Annotated in this window: 19 protein-coding genes; 13 read left to right on the top strand and 6 right to left on the bottom strand. The window is 62.5% G+C overall.

Annotation, left to right across the window (positions count from 1 at the left end):
* Window positions 1-3 precede the first annotated feature (3 nt).
* From FJ426_RS00985 to FJ426_RS01000, 4 genes are all read right to left on the bottom strand, one after another.
* Complete coding sequence (locus FJ426_RS00985; RefSeq protein WP_140513208.1) at window positions 4-1524, bottom strand: type II and III secretion system protein family protein; 1521 nt, start codon at window positions 1522-1524, stop codon at window positions 4-6.
* Window positions 1521-2333, bottom strand: coding sequence for a Flp pilus assembly protein CpaB (cpaB, locus tag FJ426_RS00990; RefSeq protein WP_140523901.1), 813 nt, complete (start codon window positions 2331-2333; stop codon window positions 1521-1523). Before cpaB ends, FJ426_RS00985 begins: the two co-directional genes overlap by 4 nt.
* A gap of 201 nt (window positions 2334-2534) precedes the next feature.
* Window positions 2535-3053 carry a prepilin peptidase gene (locus FJ426_RS00995; RefSeq protein WP_140513204.1) on the bottom strand — a complete coding sequence of 173 codons (519 nt, stop codon included), beginning with the start codon at window positions 3051-3053 and terminating at the stop codon, window positions 2535-2537.
* A 161-nt stretch (window positions 3054-3214) separates the two neighbouring features.
* A complete protein-coding gene (locus tag FJ426_RS01000) occupies window positions 3215-3394 on the bottom strand; it encodes a Flp family type IVb pilin (RefSeq protein ID WP_140496730.1) in 180 nt (59 codons plus the stop codon).
* A 320-nt stretch (window positions 3395-3714) separates the two neighbouring features.
* On the opposite strand from FJ426_RS01000, the gene FJ426_RS01005 reads away from it, so the two are divergent.
* The 3 genes from FJ426_RS01005 (at window position 3715) to FJ426_RS01015 (ending at window position 5505) form a co-directional block, all read left to right on the top strand.
* Window positions 3715-4137 carry a pilus assembly protein N-terminal domain-containing protein gene (locus FJ426_RS01005; protein WP_140496732.1) on the top strand — a complete coding sequence of 141 codons (423 nt, stop codon included), beginning with the start codon at window positions 3715-3717 and terminating at the stop codon, window positions 4135-4137.
* Between the two features lie 127 nt (window positions 4138-4264).
* Complete coding sequence (locus FJ426_RS01010; protein ID WP_140513202.1) at window positions 4265-4846, top strand: TadE/TadG family type IV pilus assembly protein; 582 nt, start codon at window positions 4265-4267, stop codon at window positions 4844-4846.
* A 38-nt stretch (window positions 4847-4884) separates the two neighbouring features.
* Window positions 4885-5505, top strand: coding sequence for a TadE/TadG family type IV pilus assembly protein (locus tag FJ426_RS01015; RefSeq protein WP_140523898.1), 621 nt, complete (start codon window positions 4885-4887; stop codon window positions 5503-5505).
* 5 nt (window positions 5506-5510) lie between these two features.
* On the opposite strand, the gene FJ426_RS01020 is transcribed toward FJ426_RS01015, so the two are convergent.
* On the bottom strand, window positions 5511-6428 hold the full coding sequence (locus FJ426_RS01020) for a PhnD/SsuA/transferrin family substrate-binding protein (RefSeq protein WP_140560883.1): 918 nt from the start codon (window positions 6426-6428) through the stop codon (window positions 5511-5513).
* 135 nt (window positions 6429-6563) lie between these two features.
* Here FJ426_RS01020 and FJ426_RS01025 point away from each other — a divergent pair, with 135 nt between their 5' ends.
* The 9 genes from FJ426_RS01025 to FJ426_RS01065 all read left to right on the top strand — a co-directional run bounded on the left by FJ426_RS01025 (window position 6564) and on the right by FJ426_RS01065 (window position 16131).
* Complete coding sequence (locus tag FJ426_RS01025) at window positions 6564-7805, top strand: phosphopentomutase (protein ID WP_140824713.1); 1242 nt, start codon at window positions 6564-6566, stop codon at window positions 7803-7805.
* Window positions 7798-8688 (top strand): bifunctional DNA-formamidopyrimidine glycosylase/DNA-(apurinic or apyrimidinic site) lyase, encoded by an 891-nt coding sequence (mutM, locus tag FJ426_RS01030; protein ID WP_140560885.1) that lies wholly within the window; start codon window positions 7798-7800, stop codon window positions 8686-8688. The genes FJ426_RS01025 and mutM overlap by 8 nt, the downstream gene beginning before the upstream one ends.
* A 41-nt stretch (window positions 8689-8729) precedes the next feature.
* Window positions 8730-9503, top strand: a complete 774-nt coding sequence (locus FJ426_RS01035; protein ID WP_140560886.1) for an enoyl-CoA hydratase — start codon at window positions 8730-8732, stop codon at window positions 9501-9503.
* Window positions 9504-9709: 206 nt separating this feature from the next.
* On the top strand, window positions 9710-9976 hold the full coding sequence (gene rpsT / locus FJ426_RS01040; protein WP_140496747.1) for a 30S ribosomal protein S20: 267 nt from the start codon (window positions 9710-9712) through the stop codon (window positions 9974-9976).
* Between the two features lie 848 nt (window positions 9977-10824).
* A complete protein-coding gene (gene dnaA, locus FJ426_RS01045) occupies window positions 10825-12369 on the top strand; it encodes a chromosomal replication initiator protein DnaA (protein WP_140496749.1) in 1545 nt (514 codons plus the stop codon).
* A gap of 200 nt (window positions 12370-12569) precedes the next feature.
* Window positions 12570-13688: a DNA polymerase III subunit beta gene (dnaN, locus tag FJ426_RS01050; RefSeq protein ID WP_140496751.1), complete on the top strand. Its 1119-nt coding sequence runs from the start codon at window positions 12570-12572 to the stop codon at window positions 13686-13688.
* An 11-nt stretch (window positions 13689-13699) separates the two neighbouring features.
* The gene (gene recF, locus FJ426_RS01055) at window positions 13700-14842 is read left to right on the top strand and encodes a DNA replication/repair protein RecF (protein ID WP_140560888.1); all 1143 of its coding nucleotides are present in this window, start codon (window positions 13700-13702) and stop codon (window positions 14840-14842) included.
* A 39-nt stretch (window positions 14843-14881) separates the two neighbouring features.
* Window positions 14882-15640 (top strand): molybdopterin-synthase adenylyltransferase MoeB, encoded by a 759-nt coding sequence (locus FJ426_RS01060; protein ID WP_140560889.1) that lies wholly within the window; start codon window positions 14882-14884, stop codon window positions 15638-15640.
* Between the two features lie 2 nt (window positions 15641-15642).
* The gene (locus FJ426_RS01065) at window positions 15643-16131 is read left to right on the top strand and encodes a GNAT family N-acetyltransferase (protein WP_224680784.1); all 489 of its coding nucleotides are present in this window, start codon (window positions 15643-15645) and stop codon (window positions 16129-16131) included.
* Window positions 16132-16161: 30 nt separating this feature from the next.
* Here FJ426_RS01065 and FJ426_RS01070 read toward each other — a convergent pair whose 3' ends face one another.
* Entirely contained in the window at window positions 16162-17163 is a 1002-nt protein-coding gene (locus FJ426_RS01070; RefSeq protein ID WP_140496760.1) for a D-glycerate dehydrogenase, read from the bottom strand.
* A 148-nt stretch (window positions 17164-17311) separates the two neighbouring features.
* Here FJ426_RS01070 and FJ426_RS01075 point away from each other — a divergent pair, with 148 nt between their 5' ends.
* Window positions 17312-17872 carry an SH3 domain-containing protein gene (locus FJ426_RS01075; RefSeq protein ID WP_140496762.1) on the top strand — a complete coding sequence of 187 codons (561 nt, stop codon included), beginning with the start codon at window positions 17312-17314 and terminating at the stop codon, window positions 17870-17872.
* Window positions 17873-17902 lie beyond the last annotated feature (30 nt).

The following is a 17902-nucleotide window of genomic DNA, read 5'->3' on the forward strand; positions in this document are numbered from 1 at the left end:
CGTTCACTTGTAGATGAAGCCGACGACGCCGTGATAACGGCCGCTGGGCTTGTCCGTCTGCATTGTGCCGTAGACACGATTGACTCGGCCCAGGAACATACCGGCGCCATCGCTGGCGGCGTTGAAATTGTCGTCAGGTTTGGCGAGGTCGTTTCGTGCCACCGGTTTCACCAGATAGGGCGTGATGATGATCACCAGTTCGGTCTCGTTGCGCACGAAGTCTCTGCTTCGGAACAGTGTGCCGAGCACCGGGATCTTTGTCAGCCCGGGCAGGCCGGCGACAGCCTGCCTGACGTCATCGCGGACGAGGCCGGCGATCATCATCGAACCACCTGACGGCAATTCGACGGTCGTGTCGGCAAGTCTCTTGCGGATAGACAACAGCGTGGTTCCGGGCAACCTGCCTGCAGCTTCCAGCGTGGTGGCGCCTTCGGCAGTAGGCTCCGACACGGACGTCCGGACCTTGAGGCTGATCCGACCGGCCGACAGCACAACCGGTTGGAACTCCAGGCCGATGCCGTATTCAAGTTTGTCGTTGGTGTATGTGACCTGCCCTGTCTTGTTCTCGTCCGAAACATTGTTCGTACGGCTGGTGATGAGATTGAACTCGCCACCGACCCTGAATGTTGCCTTCTCACCCGACACGGCGGTGAGGGTCGGCTCCGCCAGCGTCTTCATGACGCCACCTTGCTCCATTGCGTTTAGATACGCCTGAAGCGCCGAGGTGCCGATCGAAGCTCCCGAGAATTGCGAGAGCGGTTTCCCAAGCCCGTATGCCGGGGTGCTCATCGCGTCATAGCTGATGCCGTTGCTACCGCCGCTGCCCACCATGTTGACGCCAAGCTGCTTCATCACGGAGCGGCTGACTTCGGCGACCGTCACCTTGAGCGTGACCTGGTCGTCGCCGATGATCTGCAAAAGATTGACGATTTTCGAGACGCGGCGTTCCTGGTCCGGATTGTTGATGTCGACACCACTCTGGGCCGAGCCGCCGGCCGCGGTCTGCGAATATTGTCCCGTCGTCGCTTCACCGCCCGAGACGAAGATCGTCGCCAGGTCGACGGCGCGTTTGGCGTCCAGCGGCGTGTCGACGGTTCCCGTCAGGACGACGTTGTCGTTCAGCAGTTCGACCTTGATGGACGATGTCGGGATGAAGCGCTTGATATAATCCTCCAGGCCTGCGACGTCGCGTTCGACGGCCAGATCGAGGCTGACGATCTGTTCGCCATTCGGCCCGAACACAAAGATGTTGGTCTCGCCAACCGCCTTGCCGAACAGGTAGATGCGCCTCGCGGTGCGGGTCACCGCATCGGCGACGGTCGGATTGGCGACAAGAATGTCGTAGGCATCACTCGGCAGGTCGATGACCACCGACTTGTTAAGGCCGAGCTTGACGCGCTGGGTGGCCGCCGAAGCCGAAACCTGTGCACTCTTGGCCTCGACAACGCTCTGCACGTTTGTCCCAATGAGCAGCAGGCCGAAAGCCGCTGCCATGATCGCCGGCAGTTTACCGCTTAGCCTCATTTCCTTGCCCCCACTTCGGAAACTTCGCCCGACTTGATCAGCCTGACCGTTCCCTTGCGGCCATTGCCGGAAACGAGATAGTCGGCCTCATCCAAATTCTTTTCCTGGGTGTCCGTGATCGCGCGCAGCGCGAGCGTCAGGCGATCCGCCATCTGCTGGGCGACGGTGATGATCTCCGCCTGCTTGGGCGTCAGTTCCAGCGTGGCGGTCTGGCCCACCCTGGTCTTCTTGCCTTCCTCGTCCTCCTGGATGGTCTGGTCGATCGCCAGGACGCGGATGTTCTTGAGGATGGTTTCGGTGTTGAAGCCGGAGCCGCCGCTGTTGGCATCGGCCCGGCGGGTCATAATGACGTCGACGAAATCATTCGGAAGGATGAAGCCGCCGGCAGAGGTGTCGGCCGATATCGTCGTGGCGACCGCCCGCATGCCGGAGGGCAGGATCGACGACATGAAGCTTTGCCCCTCGCCGATCAGCTTGGAACGCCGCACCGGCTCGCCCGCGTACATCGGCACACGGGCTATGGACCCCTTCAGTTTCTCCAGGGCGTCGGGAGCAGTGGCCTTGGTGATGAAATTGGCGTTGATGCCGTCGACCGGCCAGGATTGCCAGGCAATGTTGTTCTCGAGCTGGCTGCCCATGGTGACATCACCCGACAGGACAAGCACGTCCTGCAATGCCACGGCGGGAGCCGCTGGACCGGACTCGACGATCTGCGGTGGCGGCGCGGCGACCATGTTCTTCGCGACATAGCCAGCACCACCCGCCGCGGCGACCGCCACGCTCAGAATAATCAATCGGGATGCTGGCATCTGTCCGAACCCTCGCCTTGGCAAACCACCTAGCCAGGCCGGACTTTGCAGCGGCAATCGTCAAAACAAGGTTAATGTAATGCTTACGATCGTGATTAATTTAAGGTTTACATAAATTAGCTGTATTGCGCAGCCACGGACAAACAGCCAGCCCCGCTCCACGGAGCCAGCCGCAACACAGCCAAGGAATGATCGGTAAGGTCAGGCCGCCAGCCTGGCCAGCGCCCAGACCATCAGGGGCGAATCCGGGTAGGTCAGCAATCCGCCCAAACCGAGCGCGATGCCGTAGGGAACCCCGGTCGTCTCGTCCGCGAAGTGACGCAGGAACGGATTGCGGCCGGTAAAAACCGCAAGCGGCGACTTCCGGTAGACGAGAATGGCAAGCGTCAGCAAGCCGCCTATGAAGGTCGAGACCACGAGATACTCGACGAGCTGGATGTTGAGTCCCATCCACACGGCGGTCGCGGCCAGCAGCTTGGCATCACCGCCGCCCATGCCGCCCATTGCAAAGAGGCCGAACGTTGCGGCAAGAACCAGCGCGCCGGCGGCGAAATGCCAGCCATAGGCCGCCCATTCCATGCCGGTCAGCGGCGCAACCAGCGCGAAGACGACGACGAGCAGCACCGGCACGCGATTGGCGATCGTCATCGACAGCATGTCGGAGATCGCGGCGAACAGCATGCAGAACGGGAAGACGACGAAGATCAGGGCTTCAAGCATCGGCGCTATGCCTATTATCGGATTAAGCCGCACTCAATCTAAGCATGTTCGATTAACGATTGATGAGGCCCAGGGCAAAAAGACATTGAATAGAACAAGGGCCGCCAGGTGGCGGCCCTTGTCCAGAACGCAATCCGAGCGCTCAATATACTTGACGTCGTTCAGGGCGTCGGGACGTTGTTCAGGGACGTTCCGATAGCTTCGAACTTGGCGTTGATGGCGTTGCCAAGCGCGCCGGCGCCGACGATGATGGCGAGCGCGATGAGGGCGGCGATCAGACCATATTCGATAGCGGTCGCGCCGGATTCGTCCTTTACGAAACGTGCAATGAGATTAGACATTCGAGAGCTCCTACTCCACGTGTTACAGCACTTCCGTCAACTTCTGTGATGGTTGATCGGATGCTGCCAATCTAGGGAGAAGCTCTTTCGATCGACTTAATAAACAGCCTTACCGATTCCTTTCCCGGTTGGAACATATTGCGTGGTTAACTATGGGCTAAGCGCCGGCCGAGGCGCAATTCCCAGGCAAGCAGCCGCAAAAGAAACAGCTCCGCGGCGCGTATGACGATCGCGGCATATGGCGCCCGGGCCTGCTTAACCGTTGGTTCACCAATCTCGTTCATGTTCCGTTGAACAGTCCGCCCGCCTGGAGCGCGTCAATGGCCGAGCCGAAATCGTCGATCCTGATTGCCGTGCTTCTTGCCGCCGTGAGCTTTGTCATGCCCGCCAGGGCCGACACCGGCATCGAGGTCACCATGAACCAGGCCAAGATCGTCAAACTGTCGCGCCCCGCCGACACGATCGTGGTCGGCAACCCGGCAATCGCCGACGCGTCCGTGCAGGACGCCTCGACGATCGTGCTGACTGGCAAGGGCTTCGGCGTCACCAACCTCGTCGTCCTCGACCAGGATGGCAGCCCGATCATCGATGAACAGATCACCGTCGTGCGGCAGGCGGCCTCGTCGGTGCGCATCTACCGGCGCGCTGAAGTTCAGACCATGTCCTGCACGCCCTATTGCGAAAGCTCCTACAAGAGCGAAGCCGAAAAATCCTCAGAAGCCGAGATGAGCGTCAGCCGGTAGGCACGCGGTCCAGGTTAGCGGGTGGTTAAGGCGCCCGCGGCGACTTTAACGATCATTCAAACCGGACTTCAACTGGTTTGCACTAGTACACCTGCCGAGACCGTCTGGGGATGGGCAGGATCAGAGCATGAGCATCGAATTCGTCTCGACAAGCGACCGCAAGGCAAGACGGGCACGGCTTTTCGCACGCTTCGCCGGCGACCGCCGCGGCAGTACGGCACTGGAATTCGCGCTGCTCGCATTGCCGTTCGCGGTTCTTGTCTTCGCCATCCTGGAAAGCTGCATCTCATTTGCCGGCCAGGAAGTTATGGCCAACATCACCGACGACATCGCGCGCAAATTGCGCACCGGGCAGTTGAGACCGGCCGACGTCGCCGGGGACAAGTTGAAGACCATGATCTGCGACAAACTGAAGATCATCGTCTCGCAGGATTGCCCAAATCAGCTGGACGTGGACCTTCGCGCATATACCACGTTCGCCGACGCGGCCACGGCCAGCTTCAAGATCGAGAATGGCGAGATCATCTTGATGCAAGGCGCCAACTCGCAGCCCTTCGCGACCACGCCGGGCCTGGCAGAATCGAAGAACATGCTGCGGGTCTTCTACAAATGGCCCGTCATGACCGATCTTCTGGCTCAGTCGATGGGCGGTAACAAGACACTGCATTTTGCATCGGTGACCTGGCAGAACGAGCCATTCGACAACTGAGTTCGCGGCGAAAGCAAAGCCAAGAAAAAGGGACGGGCATGATGCGTGCGGGGGCACATCCAGAAATTGCAGGACGCTGGGGGAAGTGGGTCGGTTTCATACGCGATCGCCGTGGCATCGCGGCGGTCGAGTTCGCTCTCATCGTGCCAATCCTGCTGATCATGTATTTCATCACCATGGAGGCTTCGCAGGCCATCGAGACCAGCAAGAAGGTCAGCCGCATCGGCAGCATGGTCGCGGATCTGGTCACGCAGCAGCCGACCATCGTCAAGGCGGATCTGGATGCCATCATGAAGATCGGCACCTCCACCTTGCAGCCGTACAATCGCTCGAAGCCGGATATCACCATCACGGCAATACAGGTCACAACCGACACGCCGCCCAGGGTGAACGTGGTGTGGTCGCGCAAGGTGGTCAATGGTGCTTACAGTATCGGCACCGCCCTGCCCGCAACCACTACGGTTCCGGCAACGCTCAGGGTCGCAGGCACCTTTCTCATTCGTGTCGAAAGCAAACTTGGTTACAAACCGATCATCACCTGGTCCGCAGACAGCTCACAGACGGCCGGATTGACGACGGTCTTCAACAACATATCGATGGGCGAGACCTATTATCTGCGTCCGCGCAGAAGCCTGACGATCCCCTGCGGCGACTGCTGACGACCCTATCGCCGCACGCCACCGTCCGACACCAGACGCACGATGGCGTGCGCCATCTCGTAATCCTTGGGAACCACGGTGGCGAAACCGCCGGAATGCCTCGATTCCAGCAGGTCGTAGATGTCGGGCGTCGTCGATTTGAGATTGGTCAGGAAAACCGCCAACCGGCGCTTGGCTTCCGGGTCGAGATCGCTACGCACCGCGTGAGGACCGTATCTCAGCAAACCCGACGTCCATACGACTTGAAGGGCGGTCGCCGAAAGCCCGGCGGCTTCGAGCCTTGCCTGCGTGCCCGATAGTCTTGGCTCGCCGTCGGCCGCCGCCGTCGCCCAGCCGAACAAGGCATCGGCCTGGCCATCGACCAGCATTCCTTCCGCGGCCGAGGCGGAATCGGCGCGAACCAGAAACGATGCATCCTCTGCGATCTTGACGTGCTCGGCGGCCAGTCCGGCCAATGGCAAAAGAGAACCAATGCTGTCCGCCGGCGGCATGGCGATCCGGTGGGTTTCCATCGCCGCCAGGCTGGGCACCTTGCCTTCCTTCGTCAGCAGCACGGCGCGGATGCCGACCGCGCCATCGGAATCGACCGGAGCCACGAGCGGTTCGACGCACTCGCAGCGTCTTGACGCCGTTGCGTAGGCGGTCGCCGAGTAGACGGCATATTCGATGCGGGCATTGGCCTGCGCATCGATCAGCGCGGCATAGTCGCGGGCAACGACGAACTCCACCTTCATGCCCAGCGCGTTGGTAAAGGCCTCGGTCAACCGCGCCAGGCCTGGAACGGTGTTGGCTGCGCCGGGTTCGGCGACGATGCCGATGCGAAACGTGCCGATATCGTCACGCCAGTCGGCGCGCGCCGAGCCGGACCAGACCGCGCCTTGCGCGATCATGAGAGCGGCGCATGCCTTCAGGGCAGCTTTCATGGGAGACCCGGTCCTGCGATCCGTCAGTGAATTGGTTCCGGACTATCGCGCCGAGCGGTTGCCGTTTGGTTTCCGAATTGCCAATGCCGCCGTGGAACCCTATGTCTGGATGCTCAAACCGGCAACAATGTTCTCATGGCGCGTGCTTTCCTCTTCGTCCTGGATTCCTTCGGCATAGGCGGCGCCGCCGACGCCGAACGCTACGGCGATGCCGGTGCCAACACCTTCGCCCATATCACCGAGGCCTGTGCGGAAGGCCGCGCCGATCGTGAAGGACTTCGCCAGGGACCGTTGTTTGTTCCCAACATGGCGTCGCTCGGACTTGGCAAGGCTGCCGAGACCGCGACGGGGCTGGGCTTTGCCTCTTTCGGGACGGATCTCGTCGCCAATGCCTTCCACGGTGCCGCCCAGGAGGTTTCGAGCGGCAAGGACACGCCATCCGGCCATTGGGAGATAGCAGGCCTGCCGGTACGTTTCGACTGGGGCTACTTTCCCGACACGGTCCCGGCCTTTCCCTCCGAACTGACCGAGGCCATCATCCGCGAAGGCAAGGTGCCGGGCATTCTCGGCAACTGCCATGCGCCTGGTACCGAGATCATCGAACGGTTCGGCGAGGAGCACGTCCGCACGGGCAAGCCAATCTGCTACACCTCCGTGGACTCAGTCCTGCAAGTCGCCGCGCACGAGGTCCATTTCGGCCTGGAGCGGCTCTACGAATTCTGCAAGGTGGTGCGTCGCCTGGTTGATCCGTTGAGGATCGGAAGGGTGATCGCGCGACCGTTCGTCGGCGAGACGGCAGCCACTTTCGAGCGGACCTACAATCGACACGACTACGCCGTGCCGCCACCCGAGCCGACATTGCTCGACCGGCTGACGGCGCGTGGCAGCCGCGTCATCGCCGTCGGCAAGATCGGCGACATCTTTGCCCATCGGGGGATTTCGGAAGTGCGCAAGGCCGCGGGCAACATGGCCATGTTCGACCAGGCGCTTGATGCAATGGATGCGGCCCGCGACGGCGATCTCGTCTTCGCCAATTTCGTCGATTTCGACACCGAGTTCGGCCATCGCCGCGATGTTGCAGGTTATGCCGCCGGGCTCGAGGCCTTCGACCGGCGACTGCCGGAAGCATTCGCGAGATTGCGACAGGGCGATCTGCTGATCCTGACGGCCGACCATGGCAACGACCCGACCTGGCGCGGCACCGACCACACACGCGAACGCATTCCGGTGATCGGCATCGGACCAGGTCTGACGGGCGGCGACATCGGGCTGAGAACGACATTCTGCGACATTGGTGAAACCGTGGCCGAACATCTCGGGTTGGCGCACGGCCGCTACGGCACTTCCTTTTACCCGGATATGGGCGGCCATGCCTGAATTGCCCGAGGTCGAGACGGTCCGGCGCGGGCTGGAGCCGGTTCTGGAGGGTGCCCGCATCATCCGCGCCGAGGCACGCCGGCCGGACCTGCGTTTTCCATTCCCCGAAAAATTCGCCGAGCGGCTGACCGGCAAGACGATCACGGCGCTCGGACGCCGAGCCAAATATCTGACGATGGATCTCGAAGGCGGTCCCGCCCTGATCTGCCATCTCGGCATGTCGGGCTCGTTTCGCATCGAGACGGCCGACGCTGCCGAAATGCCCGGCGTGTTCCATCACGAGCGGTCGAAGAGTTCGACGCACGACCATGTCATCTTCGACGTCGCCTCTCGGGACGGCACCCGCTCGCGCGTGGTTTTCAACGATCCGCGTCGCTTCGGCTTCATGCTGTTTTGCGAAGGGCCGCCGGACACCCATCCGATGCTGGCGGGGCTCGGCGTCGAACCCACCGGCAATGCGCTTGACGGAGTGCTGCTGGCCTCACTGCTGAAGGGCCGGAAATCGCCGCTGAAGGCCGCTCTTCTCGACCAGAGATTGATAGCCGGGCTCGGCAACATCTATGTCTCGGAGGCGCTATGGCGCGCCGGGCTGTCGCCGCTGCGCGAGGCGGGCACGATAGCCAAAGCCGGCAAGAAAGCGGGTGAGCAAAGCCGGGGGCTTGCCGTGGCGGTCCGCTCGGTCATCGCAGATGCCATTGCGGCCGGCGGATCGTCGCTGCGCGACTACATGCAGACCGACGGTTCGCTGGGCTATTTCCAGCACTCCTTCGCGGTGTATGACCGGGAGGGCGAATCCTGCTCCAAGCCTGGCTGCGGCGGCCATATCGAGCGCATCACGCAGAGCGGCCGCTCGACCTTCTATTGCCGGACCTGTCAGCGGTGAGCTAGATCGATCTTCAATTGCCTGGAAGAGGAGCCGAAGCCATGGCCTATGAAACGATCGTCGTTGAAACCAGGGGCAAGGTCGGGCTGATCACCTTGAACCGGCCGAAGGCGCTCAATGCGCTGAATTCCCAGGTCATGGCGGAATTGGTGGCCGCGGTAAACGTGTTCGGGGCAGATGACGGCATCGGCGCGATGGTCGTCACCGGTTCCGAGAAGGCCTTCGCCGCAGGCGCCGACATCAAGGAAATGCAGTCGATTTCCTACGTCGATGCCTACATCAAGGACTTTTTCGTCGGCTGGGAAGAGTTGACCCGGGCGCGCAAGCCGATCATCGCGGCGGTGGCCGGCTATGCGCTGGGCGGCGGCTGCGAACTGGCGATGATGTGCGACTTCATCATCGCCGCCGACACGGCAAAATTCGGCCAGCCCGAAATCACGCTCGGCGTCATTCCCGGCATGGGCGGCTCACAACGCCTGACCCGGTTCGTCGGCAAGTCGAAGGCGATGGACATGTGCCTGACCGGGCGGATGATGGATGCCGCGGAGGCCGAGCGTTCCGGCCTGGTCTCGCGCGTCGTGCCTGCCGGCGAGCTTGTCGAGGAGGCCGTCAAGGCGGCGGCCAAGATCGCCGATTTTTCGCTGCCGTCGGTGATGATGGCAAAGGAAGCCGTCAACCGAACCTATGAAACGACGCTCGCTGAGGGGCTGCGGTTCGAACGTCGACTGTTCCATTCGCTGTTTGCGCTCGACGACCAGAAGGAAGGCATGGCGGCCTTCGCCGAGAAGCGCAAGCCGAATTTCACCAATCGCTGACAGCGCACCTCCGGGGGCCAAGTGCTTCGGCGTGGCTAAAAAAATGCTCCGGCGCGACGACAGCCAAAAAGAACGCCAGCCAGCGTTGACGCGCCGGGAAAGCTGAACTATAAGCCGCACCAACCGAGGCGGCCCTGTGGCTGCCCGTTTGTTTTTTGTGCCCTGCGGCATGCCGCATGCGCCGACCAGATCAGAAGAGAGGCATCATGGCCAATACATCCTCGGCCAAAAAGGCAACGCGCAAGATCGTCCGCCGCGCGGCGATCAACAAAAACCGCCGCTCGCGCGTCCGCACTTATGTGCGCCAGGTCGAGGAGGCGCTCGCCTCCGGCGACAAGGCCGCCGCGCAGGCGGCTTTCAAGGCCGCTGAGCCGGAATTGATGCGCGCCGCGACAAAGGGCGTGATCCACAAGAACACCGCGGCCCGCAAGGTTTCGCGGCTGGCCCAGCGCCTCAAGGTGCTGTCGGCCTGACGTCCCTTTCCGGACTGATCTTCTGAGAACCCGGCCGATAGTGCCGGGTTTTTTCGTTTGCCGGCAAGCACTTAAAAAGAATACTCGGAAACGGCGTCGAAAGCGGAGTTTGCGGTCCGAAATGCTTTGCCGGCATATGCGTGTCGGCTGATGGTCCAGATACTTGAAAAGTGTCGGCTAAAAAATTCTCCCTCCGCAGAAATAATCAATATTTCCCAGCTAGTTACAGATAGTCATCCACACGTTGTCCACAGCGCGGCGAAGCGCCAGGAGAACAACTGGCTGTCAAGCGATTTATTTCACAAAATTTCGCGCCAGCCCGGCTTTTTCATATTCGCCGGAAAAGGGTTTGAATCACAATGGCTTTGTCAAACTATAGTGCTGCCGCATGGCGCTTCGGCGCGCCGGACCTAACCAGATTCCTTAAAAATCCGTTAGACGTGGCCTTGCCCTATCCACAGCGATTTCGGTAATGTCGGTCCATCGAAAGGGATGGGCCGGGTGGCCCTGACCCAGCCTGAATGGGCCAGCTTAAATTGGCGGGGTTTGTGGCGCGGATCAAGTCCGCGGACAGGTTTGGTTTGCTCTTTTTCGATACGGTAGGGGACTGGCGTAACTATACATGGCAGGTCGACAGCGCCGGCGATTTTCGCCGGACGGTGTTGCATTGTTCTGACATACCCAACACGGACTGGCTTCCATGGGCCGGCACCGGTTCCCTGGATAATGGGCGACGTTCATCTGCCGGCGGCGGCAGCGGGCGTCGCAGCAAAGCGCAGTCGCTGGAACACGGATGCAGGAGGCGCATCCCCGGCGGAAAAACAGGTACAGAGACAAGGAACTCGATCATGCAGAGCGGCGTCGAAAGGGAGCTTACCAATGACATCCCATTTTCAGGAAATCTGATCGGAGCTGATGAGATGGCGGCTTCCAGCGACGCGGAACAGAAGTTCGACCGGGTCAAGGCCCAGTTGAAGGCGCGGTTGGGAACCGAAGTCTATTCGAGCTGGTTCGGGCGCATGAAGGTCGCGGAGGCTTCAAAGGGCATCGTTCGCATTTCGGTGCCCACTGCCTTCCTGCGCTCGTGGATCAACGGCCATTATCTCGACCTTATCTGCGAGCTTTGGAAGCACGAGGATCCCGAGATCCTCAAGATCGAGATCATCGTGCGCACAGCCACCCGCCAGGGGCGCAGCCATGCCGAACCGGAATTGGCGCCGGCGCGCAAGATGACGCGACAAACGCAGACGGCGCTGGCCGCCGGCACCGTAAGCCCCGGCAGGCTGGAGCGGGCTCCGGCGCCGCGCCCGGGCATGCCGGCCGAGAGCGAGTTCCGCCACAATGTGCTAGGATCGCCGCTCGATCCGCGTTACACGTTCGCCTCTTTCATCGAAGGGCCGTCGAACCGGGTGGCCTTCGCCGCGGCCAAGGCCGTGGCGGAATCGCAGTCGAGCGCGGTGCGCTTCAACCCGCTCTTCCTTCATGCGACGGTCGGCCTCGGCAAGACCCATTTGTTGCAGGCTATCGCCGCGGAATCGCTGAAGCAGAACCCGAAATCGCGCGTCGTCTACCTGACGGCGGAATATTTCATGTGGCGCTTCGCCACCGCGATCCGCGACAACAATGCCTTGACGCTCAAGGAACAGCTTCGCGATATCGACCTGCTCATCATCGACGACATGCAATTCCTGCAGGGCAAGTCGATCCAGCACGAATTCTGCCATCTGATCAACATGCTGCTCGACAGCGCCAAGCAGGTCGTCGTCGCCGCCGACCGGCCCCCGTCGGAACTGGAATCCCTCGAACCGCGGGTCCGCTCGCGCCTCAATGGCGGCGTCGCGCTCGAAATGTCGGCCCCCGATTTCGCCATGCGCCTGGGCATGCTCAAGCTGCGCCTCGCCACCGCCAGGCACGACGACGCTTCCCTCGACATCTCCGACGAGATCCTCAATCACGTCGCCCGCACGGTGACCGGCAGCGGCCGCGAACTGGAAGGCGCCTTCAATCAACTCCTGTTCCGCCAGTCGTTCGAGCCGCAGATCACCATCGATCGCATCGACGAGATCCTCGGCCATATCTACCGCACCGGCGAGCCGAAGCGGGTCCGTATCGAGGATATTCAGCGCATCGTCGCGCGGCACTACAATGTGTCGAAGACCGAGTTGCTGTCCAACAGGCGCACGCGCACCATCGTCAAGCCGAGGCAGGTCGCCATGTATCTGTCCAAGGTGATGACGCCGCGCTCGCTGCCCGAGATCGGGCGGCGCTTCGGCGGCCGCGACCACACAACGGTGCTGCACGCAGTGCGCAAGATCGAGGATCTTTCCGGCGGCGACAACACGCTGGCGCAGGAACTGGAACTGTTGAGACGGTTGATCAACGACCAGGCCTGAGCCGTTCGAAAACGCCTGGCGGCGTGCTTCGCCGCCTTTATCCCCAGAAAGCCCGCGTAGCCGGCCCGAACCGGTCGCGCGGGCTTGCGTTTGCTGGTTTTTTCCTGTCAGTTTACGCAGATTCTGAAGCCTGTTCAGACCTTTCGCGGGACGCCGCCAGCCGGAGACCCGCTCATTCATTCAAGCGAGCCTGGTTCGTCATGCGTGTTATCCTGGAACGGTCAAATCTCCTGAAGTCGCTCAACCACGTCCACCGCGTGGTCGAACGGCGCAACACCATACCGATCCTGTCCAACGTGCTGCTCAGCGCCGAAGGCGCCAGCCTGGAAATGAAGGCCACCGACCTCGACCTGGAGGTGACGGAAGCGACGCCGGCCAAGGTCGAGCGGGGTGGCGCGACGACGGTTCCGGCGCATCTGCTCTACGACATCGTGCGCAAGCTTTCCGACGGTGCCGAGGTGATGCTGAAGACGGACGAGGACGGCAACGCCATGACGGTGACCTCCGGCCGCTCGAGCTTCCGCCTGCAATGCCTGCCGCAATCGGACTTCCCCGAGCTTTCGGCCGGATCCTTCTCGCATATCTTCCGGCTCGACTCGGTCGCGCTCAAGGGGCTGATCGAGAAGACCCAGTTCGCCATCTCCACCGAGGAGACGCGCTATTATCTCAACGGCATCTATCTTCACACACATGAGGTCGGCGGCAAGCTGAAGCTGCGCTCGGTGGCGACCGACGGCCATCGCCTGGCGCGCGCCGAGATCGATGCGCCGGCGGGTTCCGAAGGCATGCCGGGCATCATCATACCGCGCAAGACGGTCAGCGAATTGCAGAAGCTGGTCGATGATCCCGACGTGGCGGTCACCACCGAACTGTCGGACACCAAGATCCGCTTCACCATCGGCAGCGTCATCCTGACTTCCAAGCTGATCGACGGCACCTTCCCCGATTATCAGCGGGTCATTCCCACCGGCAACGACAAGAAGCTGATCATCGACCGCCAGAGCTTCGCGGCCGCCGTCGACCGCGTCTCGACCATCTCCTCCGAACGCGGGCGCGCGGTGAAGCTTTCGATCAGTGAGGGCCAGGTGACGCTTGCGGTCAACAATCCGGATTCGGGCAGCGCCACCGAGGAGTTGGCCGCCGACTATTCAGCCGACCCGATCGAGATCGGCTTCAACGCCAAGTACCTGCTCGACGTTGCCGCACAATTGACCGGTTCAGAGGCCCGGTTCATGTTGGCCGACGCCGGTTCGCCAACGCTGATCCACGACATGGCCGATGAAACCGCGCTTTATGTGCTGATGCCGATGCGGGTGTAGAGCAGTAGCGGTTGCCGGCACAAACCCATATAAGTAAGCTTACACTTACCAATTTCCGCAACTATGCGGCGCTGTCGGTCGAGCTTGAGCCGGGCGCGGTGGTGTTTTCCGGTGACAATGGCGCTGGCAAAACCAATCTGCTGGAAGCGATTTCCCTGTTGACGCCGGGCCGCGGCCTGCGCCGGTCGCCTTACGCGGACGTCGCGCGTGAGGGCGGTGACGGCGGCTTTGCGCTGCACGCACGGCTCGACGGACCTGACGGCCAAGTCGAGATAGGGACGGGCATTTCGGGTGGCGACAGTCTTGGCGAGGGCGGCAGACGGGTGCGCATCAACGGCGCCACGGCGCGATCCGCCGAGGACATGCTGGAATGGCTGCGCGTCGTGTGGCTGACGCCGGCCATGGATGCTCTGTTCACCGGACCGGCCGCGGACCGCCGGCGCTTTCTCGACCGGCTGGTGCTGGCGATCGATCCAGGCCACGGACAGCGCGCCCTCGACTATGAAAAGGCGATGCGCGGCCGGAACCGGTTGCTGACGGAAGGTTCGCGGGATTTGAGCTGGTTCGAGGCGATCGAGATGCAGATGGCCGAGACGGGCGTGGCGATCGCCGCGGCGCGCGCCGAAATGGTGCGCCTTCTGGCCGCCATGATCGACAGGCTGCCCGACAGCGGCCCGTTTCCGCAGGCCGATATCGGCCTGTCGGGCGATCTGGAAGCCGAGATCGCCACCATGCCGGCTGTCGACGTCGAGGAGCGGTTCCGCCGCACGCTCGCCGGGGGCCGCGACCGCGACCGCGCCGCCGGGCGCACGCTCGAGGGCCCGCACCGCTCCGATCTCGTGGTCCGGCACCGACCCAAGGCGATGCCGGCGGCGCTGTGTTCGACCGGCGAACAGAAAGCCTTGCTTGTCGGCATTGTCTTGTCGCATGCCAGATTGACCGGCGAGATGTCCGGCTTGACGCCAATCCTGCTGCTCGACGAGATCGCGGCACATCTCGATGGTGGCCGGCGTGCGGCGCTGTTCTCGATCCTGGAGGAATTGAACTGCCAGGCTTTCATGACGGGAACCGATGCTGCGCTGTTTTCCAGCCTGGCGGGCCGGGCGCAGTTCCTGATCGTGGATCACGGCACGGTCGCGCCGATGGCTGTGTGAGCACCTGACAAGGTTTTTCTCCCGCTATATGGTCGAGCCATGATCGCCACCGCCCTCACCGACGAAGAACTCGAACGCTATGCCCGCCACATCGTGCTGCCCGAAATTGGCGGCGCCGGCCAGCAGCGCCTGAAGCGCGCGCGGGTGCTGGTCATCGGCGCCGGCGGATTGGGCGCACCAGTGCTTGAATATCTTGCCGCAGCCGGCGTCGGCACGCTCGGCGTGATCGACGACGACACGGTTTCGCTCTCCAACCTGCAGCGGCAGGTGATTCACGGCACGGACACTGTCGGCATGCTGAAAACCCACAGCGCCAAGGCGGCAATCGCCCGCATCAATCCCAACACCGCTGTCGAAATCCACACATTGCGCCTGACCGCGGACAATGCCCAAGCCCTCGTCGCCCGTTACGACGTGGTCGTCGACGGGTCCGACAATTTCGAGACGCGCTATGTCGTGGCCGATGCCTGCGCGGCGGAGGGAAAGCCGCTGGTGCACGCCGCCGTGGGCCGTTTCGATGGCTCCGTGACCGTGCTGATGCCGTTCCAAGCCGATAGGGACGGCACCTCCAACCCCGGCTACCGCGACCTCTTCCCGGAGGCCCCACCGCCGGGTCTGGTGCCGTCCTGTGCCGAGGCCGGGGTGCTTGGCGTGCTGACTGGGGTGATTGGCACGTTGCAGGCGATGGAAGCCATCAAGCTGATCACCGGCATTGGCGAGCCGCTGATCGGACGACTGCTGCTCTATGACGCGCTGGCCGCGCGTTTCGAGACCATCCGCTACAAGAGACGAAACTGACGTTGACGCGCACTGCCGATATCGCCATCACCCGGATTCCGGCCGATTTCGACCGCTGGAACGAAGTGCTCGCCCTGATCCTGCGCGCATTCGCCTTCATGGACGGCATCATCGACCCGCCGTCCTCGGCGCACCTGCTCACCGCGGAAACCTTGCGCGACAAAGCCCGCCGCGAGACCGGCATGCTGGCGCTCAGCGGCAACAGGATCGTCGGCTGCATCTTCGCCCTGGAACGAACCGACCACCTCTATGTCGGCAAGCTCGCCGTCACGCCGGACTGTCAGGGCCAGGGCATCGGCAGGTTGTTGATGCAAGCCGTCCAGGATTTTGCCCGCAGCCGCGGCAAGGCCGCAATCGAGCTGCAGACGCGAATCGAGCTGGCTGGGAACCAGGCAGCCTTTGCCCGGCTCGGTTTTCGCGAGACCGTGAGAACGGCGCATGAAGGTTATGCGCGACCGACTTCGGTCACCATGCGCAAGACTGTTTCGTAAGTTTCCACTTACATTATGTTGCGAAGCCGCTCAGGTCCTGAGCGGCAGCACGCGATCCGGCGGGCGGTGGCCGTCGACGAAGGCGCGGATGTTGATGATCACCTTCTCGCCCATGTCGATGCGGCCCTCGAGCGTCGCCGACCCCATATGCGGCAAAAGCACGACCTTGCCCTTGGTCGCGAGCTTGAGCAGTTTTCCGTTCAATGCGGGCTCGTGCTCGTAGACGTCGAGTCCGGCGCCAGCGATCCTGCCATCCTGAATCAGCTTGACCAGCGCCTCCTCGTCGATGATGTCACCGCGCGCGGTGTTGACGATATAGGCGGTGGGCTGGAGCAGCGCCAGCCGCCGCGCCGAAAGCAGATGGAAGGTCGCCGGCGTCGAGGGGCAGTTGACCGAGATGATGTCCATGCGGGCCAGCATCTGATCGAGGCTTTCCCAATAGGTCGCCTCCAGCCCGTCCTCGACCGCCTGCAGCACGCGATGGCGGTTGTGATAGTGGATGGAGAGGCCGAAAGCCTTGGCACGCCTGGCAACGGCGGTGCCGATACGCCCCATGCCGACAATGCCGAGCCGTTTGCCCCAGATGCGCCGGCCAAGCATCCATGTCGGCGACCAGCCGGCCCATTTCTTGTCGCCGGTGAGTACATTGGCGCCCTCCGCCAGCCGGCGCGGCACCGCCAGCATCAGCGCCATCGTCATGTCGGCCGTATCCTCGGTCAGCACGTTGGGCGTGTTGGTTACGGTGATGCCTTTCTTGGCCGCGGCCGCCACGTCGATCTTGTCGACGCCATTGCCGAAATTGGCGATCAGCTTGAGGTTTTCGCCGGCCTGGGCGATCAATGCCGCGTCGATGCGGTCGGTCACCGTCGGCACCAGCACGTCGGCCTCCTTGACCGCCGCGACCAGTTCCGGTTGCGTCATCGGCCTGTCCTCGACGTTCAGCCTTGCGTCGAACAGCTCGCGCATGCGGGTCTCGACAGGGTCGGGCAGTTTTCGCGTGATGACCACGAGAGGCTTCTTTTTGCCTGCCATTGTTTCCCTCGTTGAGACCTCTTTAACCAAGACCGGCGAAACTGGAAGCCGGTCGCGGTAGCCGATTTACCCATGTACCAAGCGGTGCCGCCGAAGACAAAGAAAAAGGGGCGCCGGGGCCGGCAGGCCAGCGCCGAAAGGAACGAAAGTGTCTGGTTTCGCGTCGCTTCGCCTGACCCTCAGCGCAGCATTTCTCGGCGCTCTGCTCTATTCACCCCAACTGTGCGCGCAAGGTGCAGCAGCCCCCGCCCAGAGCGTCGTCACGCTCGGGCCGAGCGGCCTGCCGCTGCCACGATTCGTCAGCCTGAAATCCGGCCGCGTCAATTCGCGTGTCGGGCCGGGCGCCAACTACTCGGTCGACTGGATGTATCTGAAGGCAGGCCTGCCGATGGAGATCATCCAGGAATTCGACACATGGCGCCGCGTGCGCGACGCCGACGGTTCGGAAGGTTGGATCAACCAGTCGCTGCTTTCGGGCCGGCGCACGGCGATCGTGGCGCCGTGGCAGCGCGGCAAGGGCGCCCAGATCAATCTCCTCAGGAGCCCCGAAAAGGACGCCAGCGTGGTGGCGATCGTCGAGCCGGGCGTCATGGGCACGATCAAATCCTGCGACGGCCAGTGGTGCGAAATGACGCTCGATGGCCACACCGGCTGGCTCGCCCAATCCGTCGTCTGGGGCGCCTATCCCGGCGAACGGGTCAAGGACTGATTTTTGGCCTTGCCGCGACTCGTTTGAACC

The sequence above is a fragment of the Mesorhizobium sp. B2-6-4 genome (genome assembly GCF_006441495.1).
Lineage (GTDB): Bacteria > Pseudomonadota > Alphaproteobacteria > Rhizobiales > Rhizobiaceae > Mesorhizobium.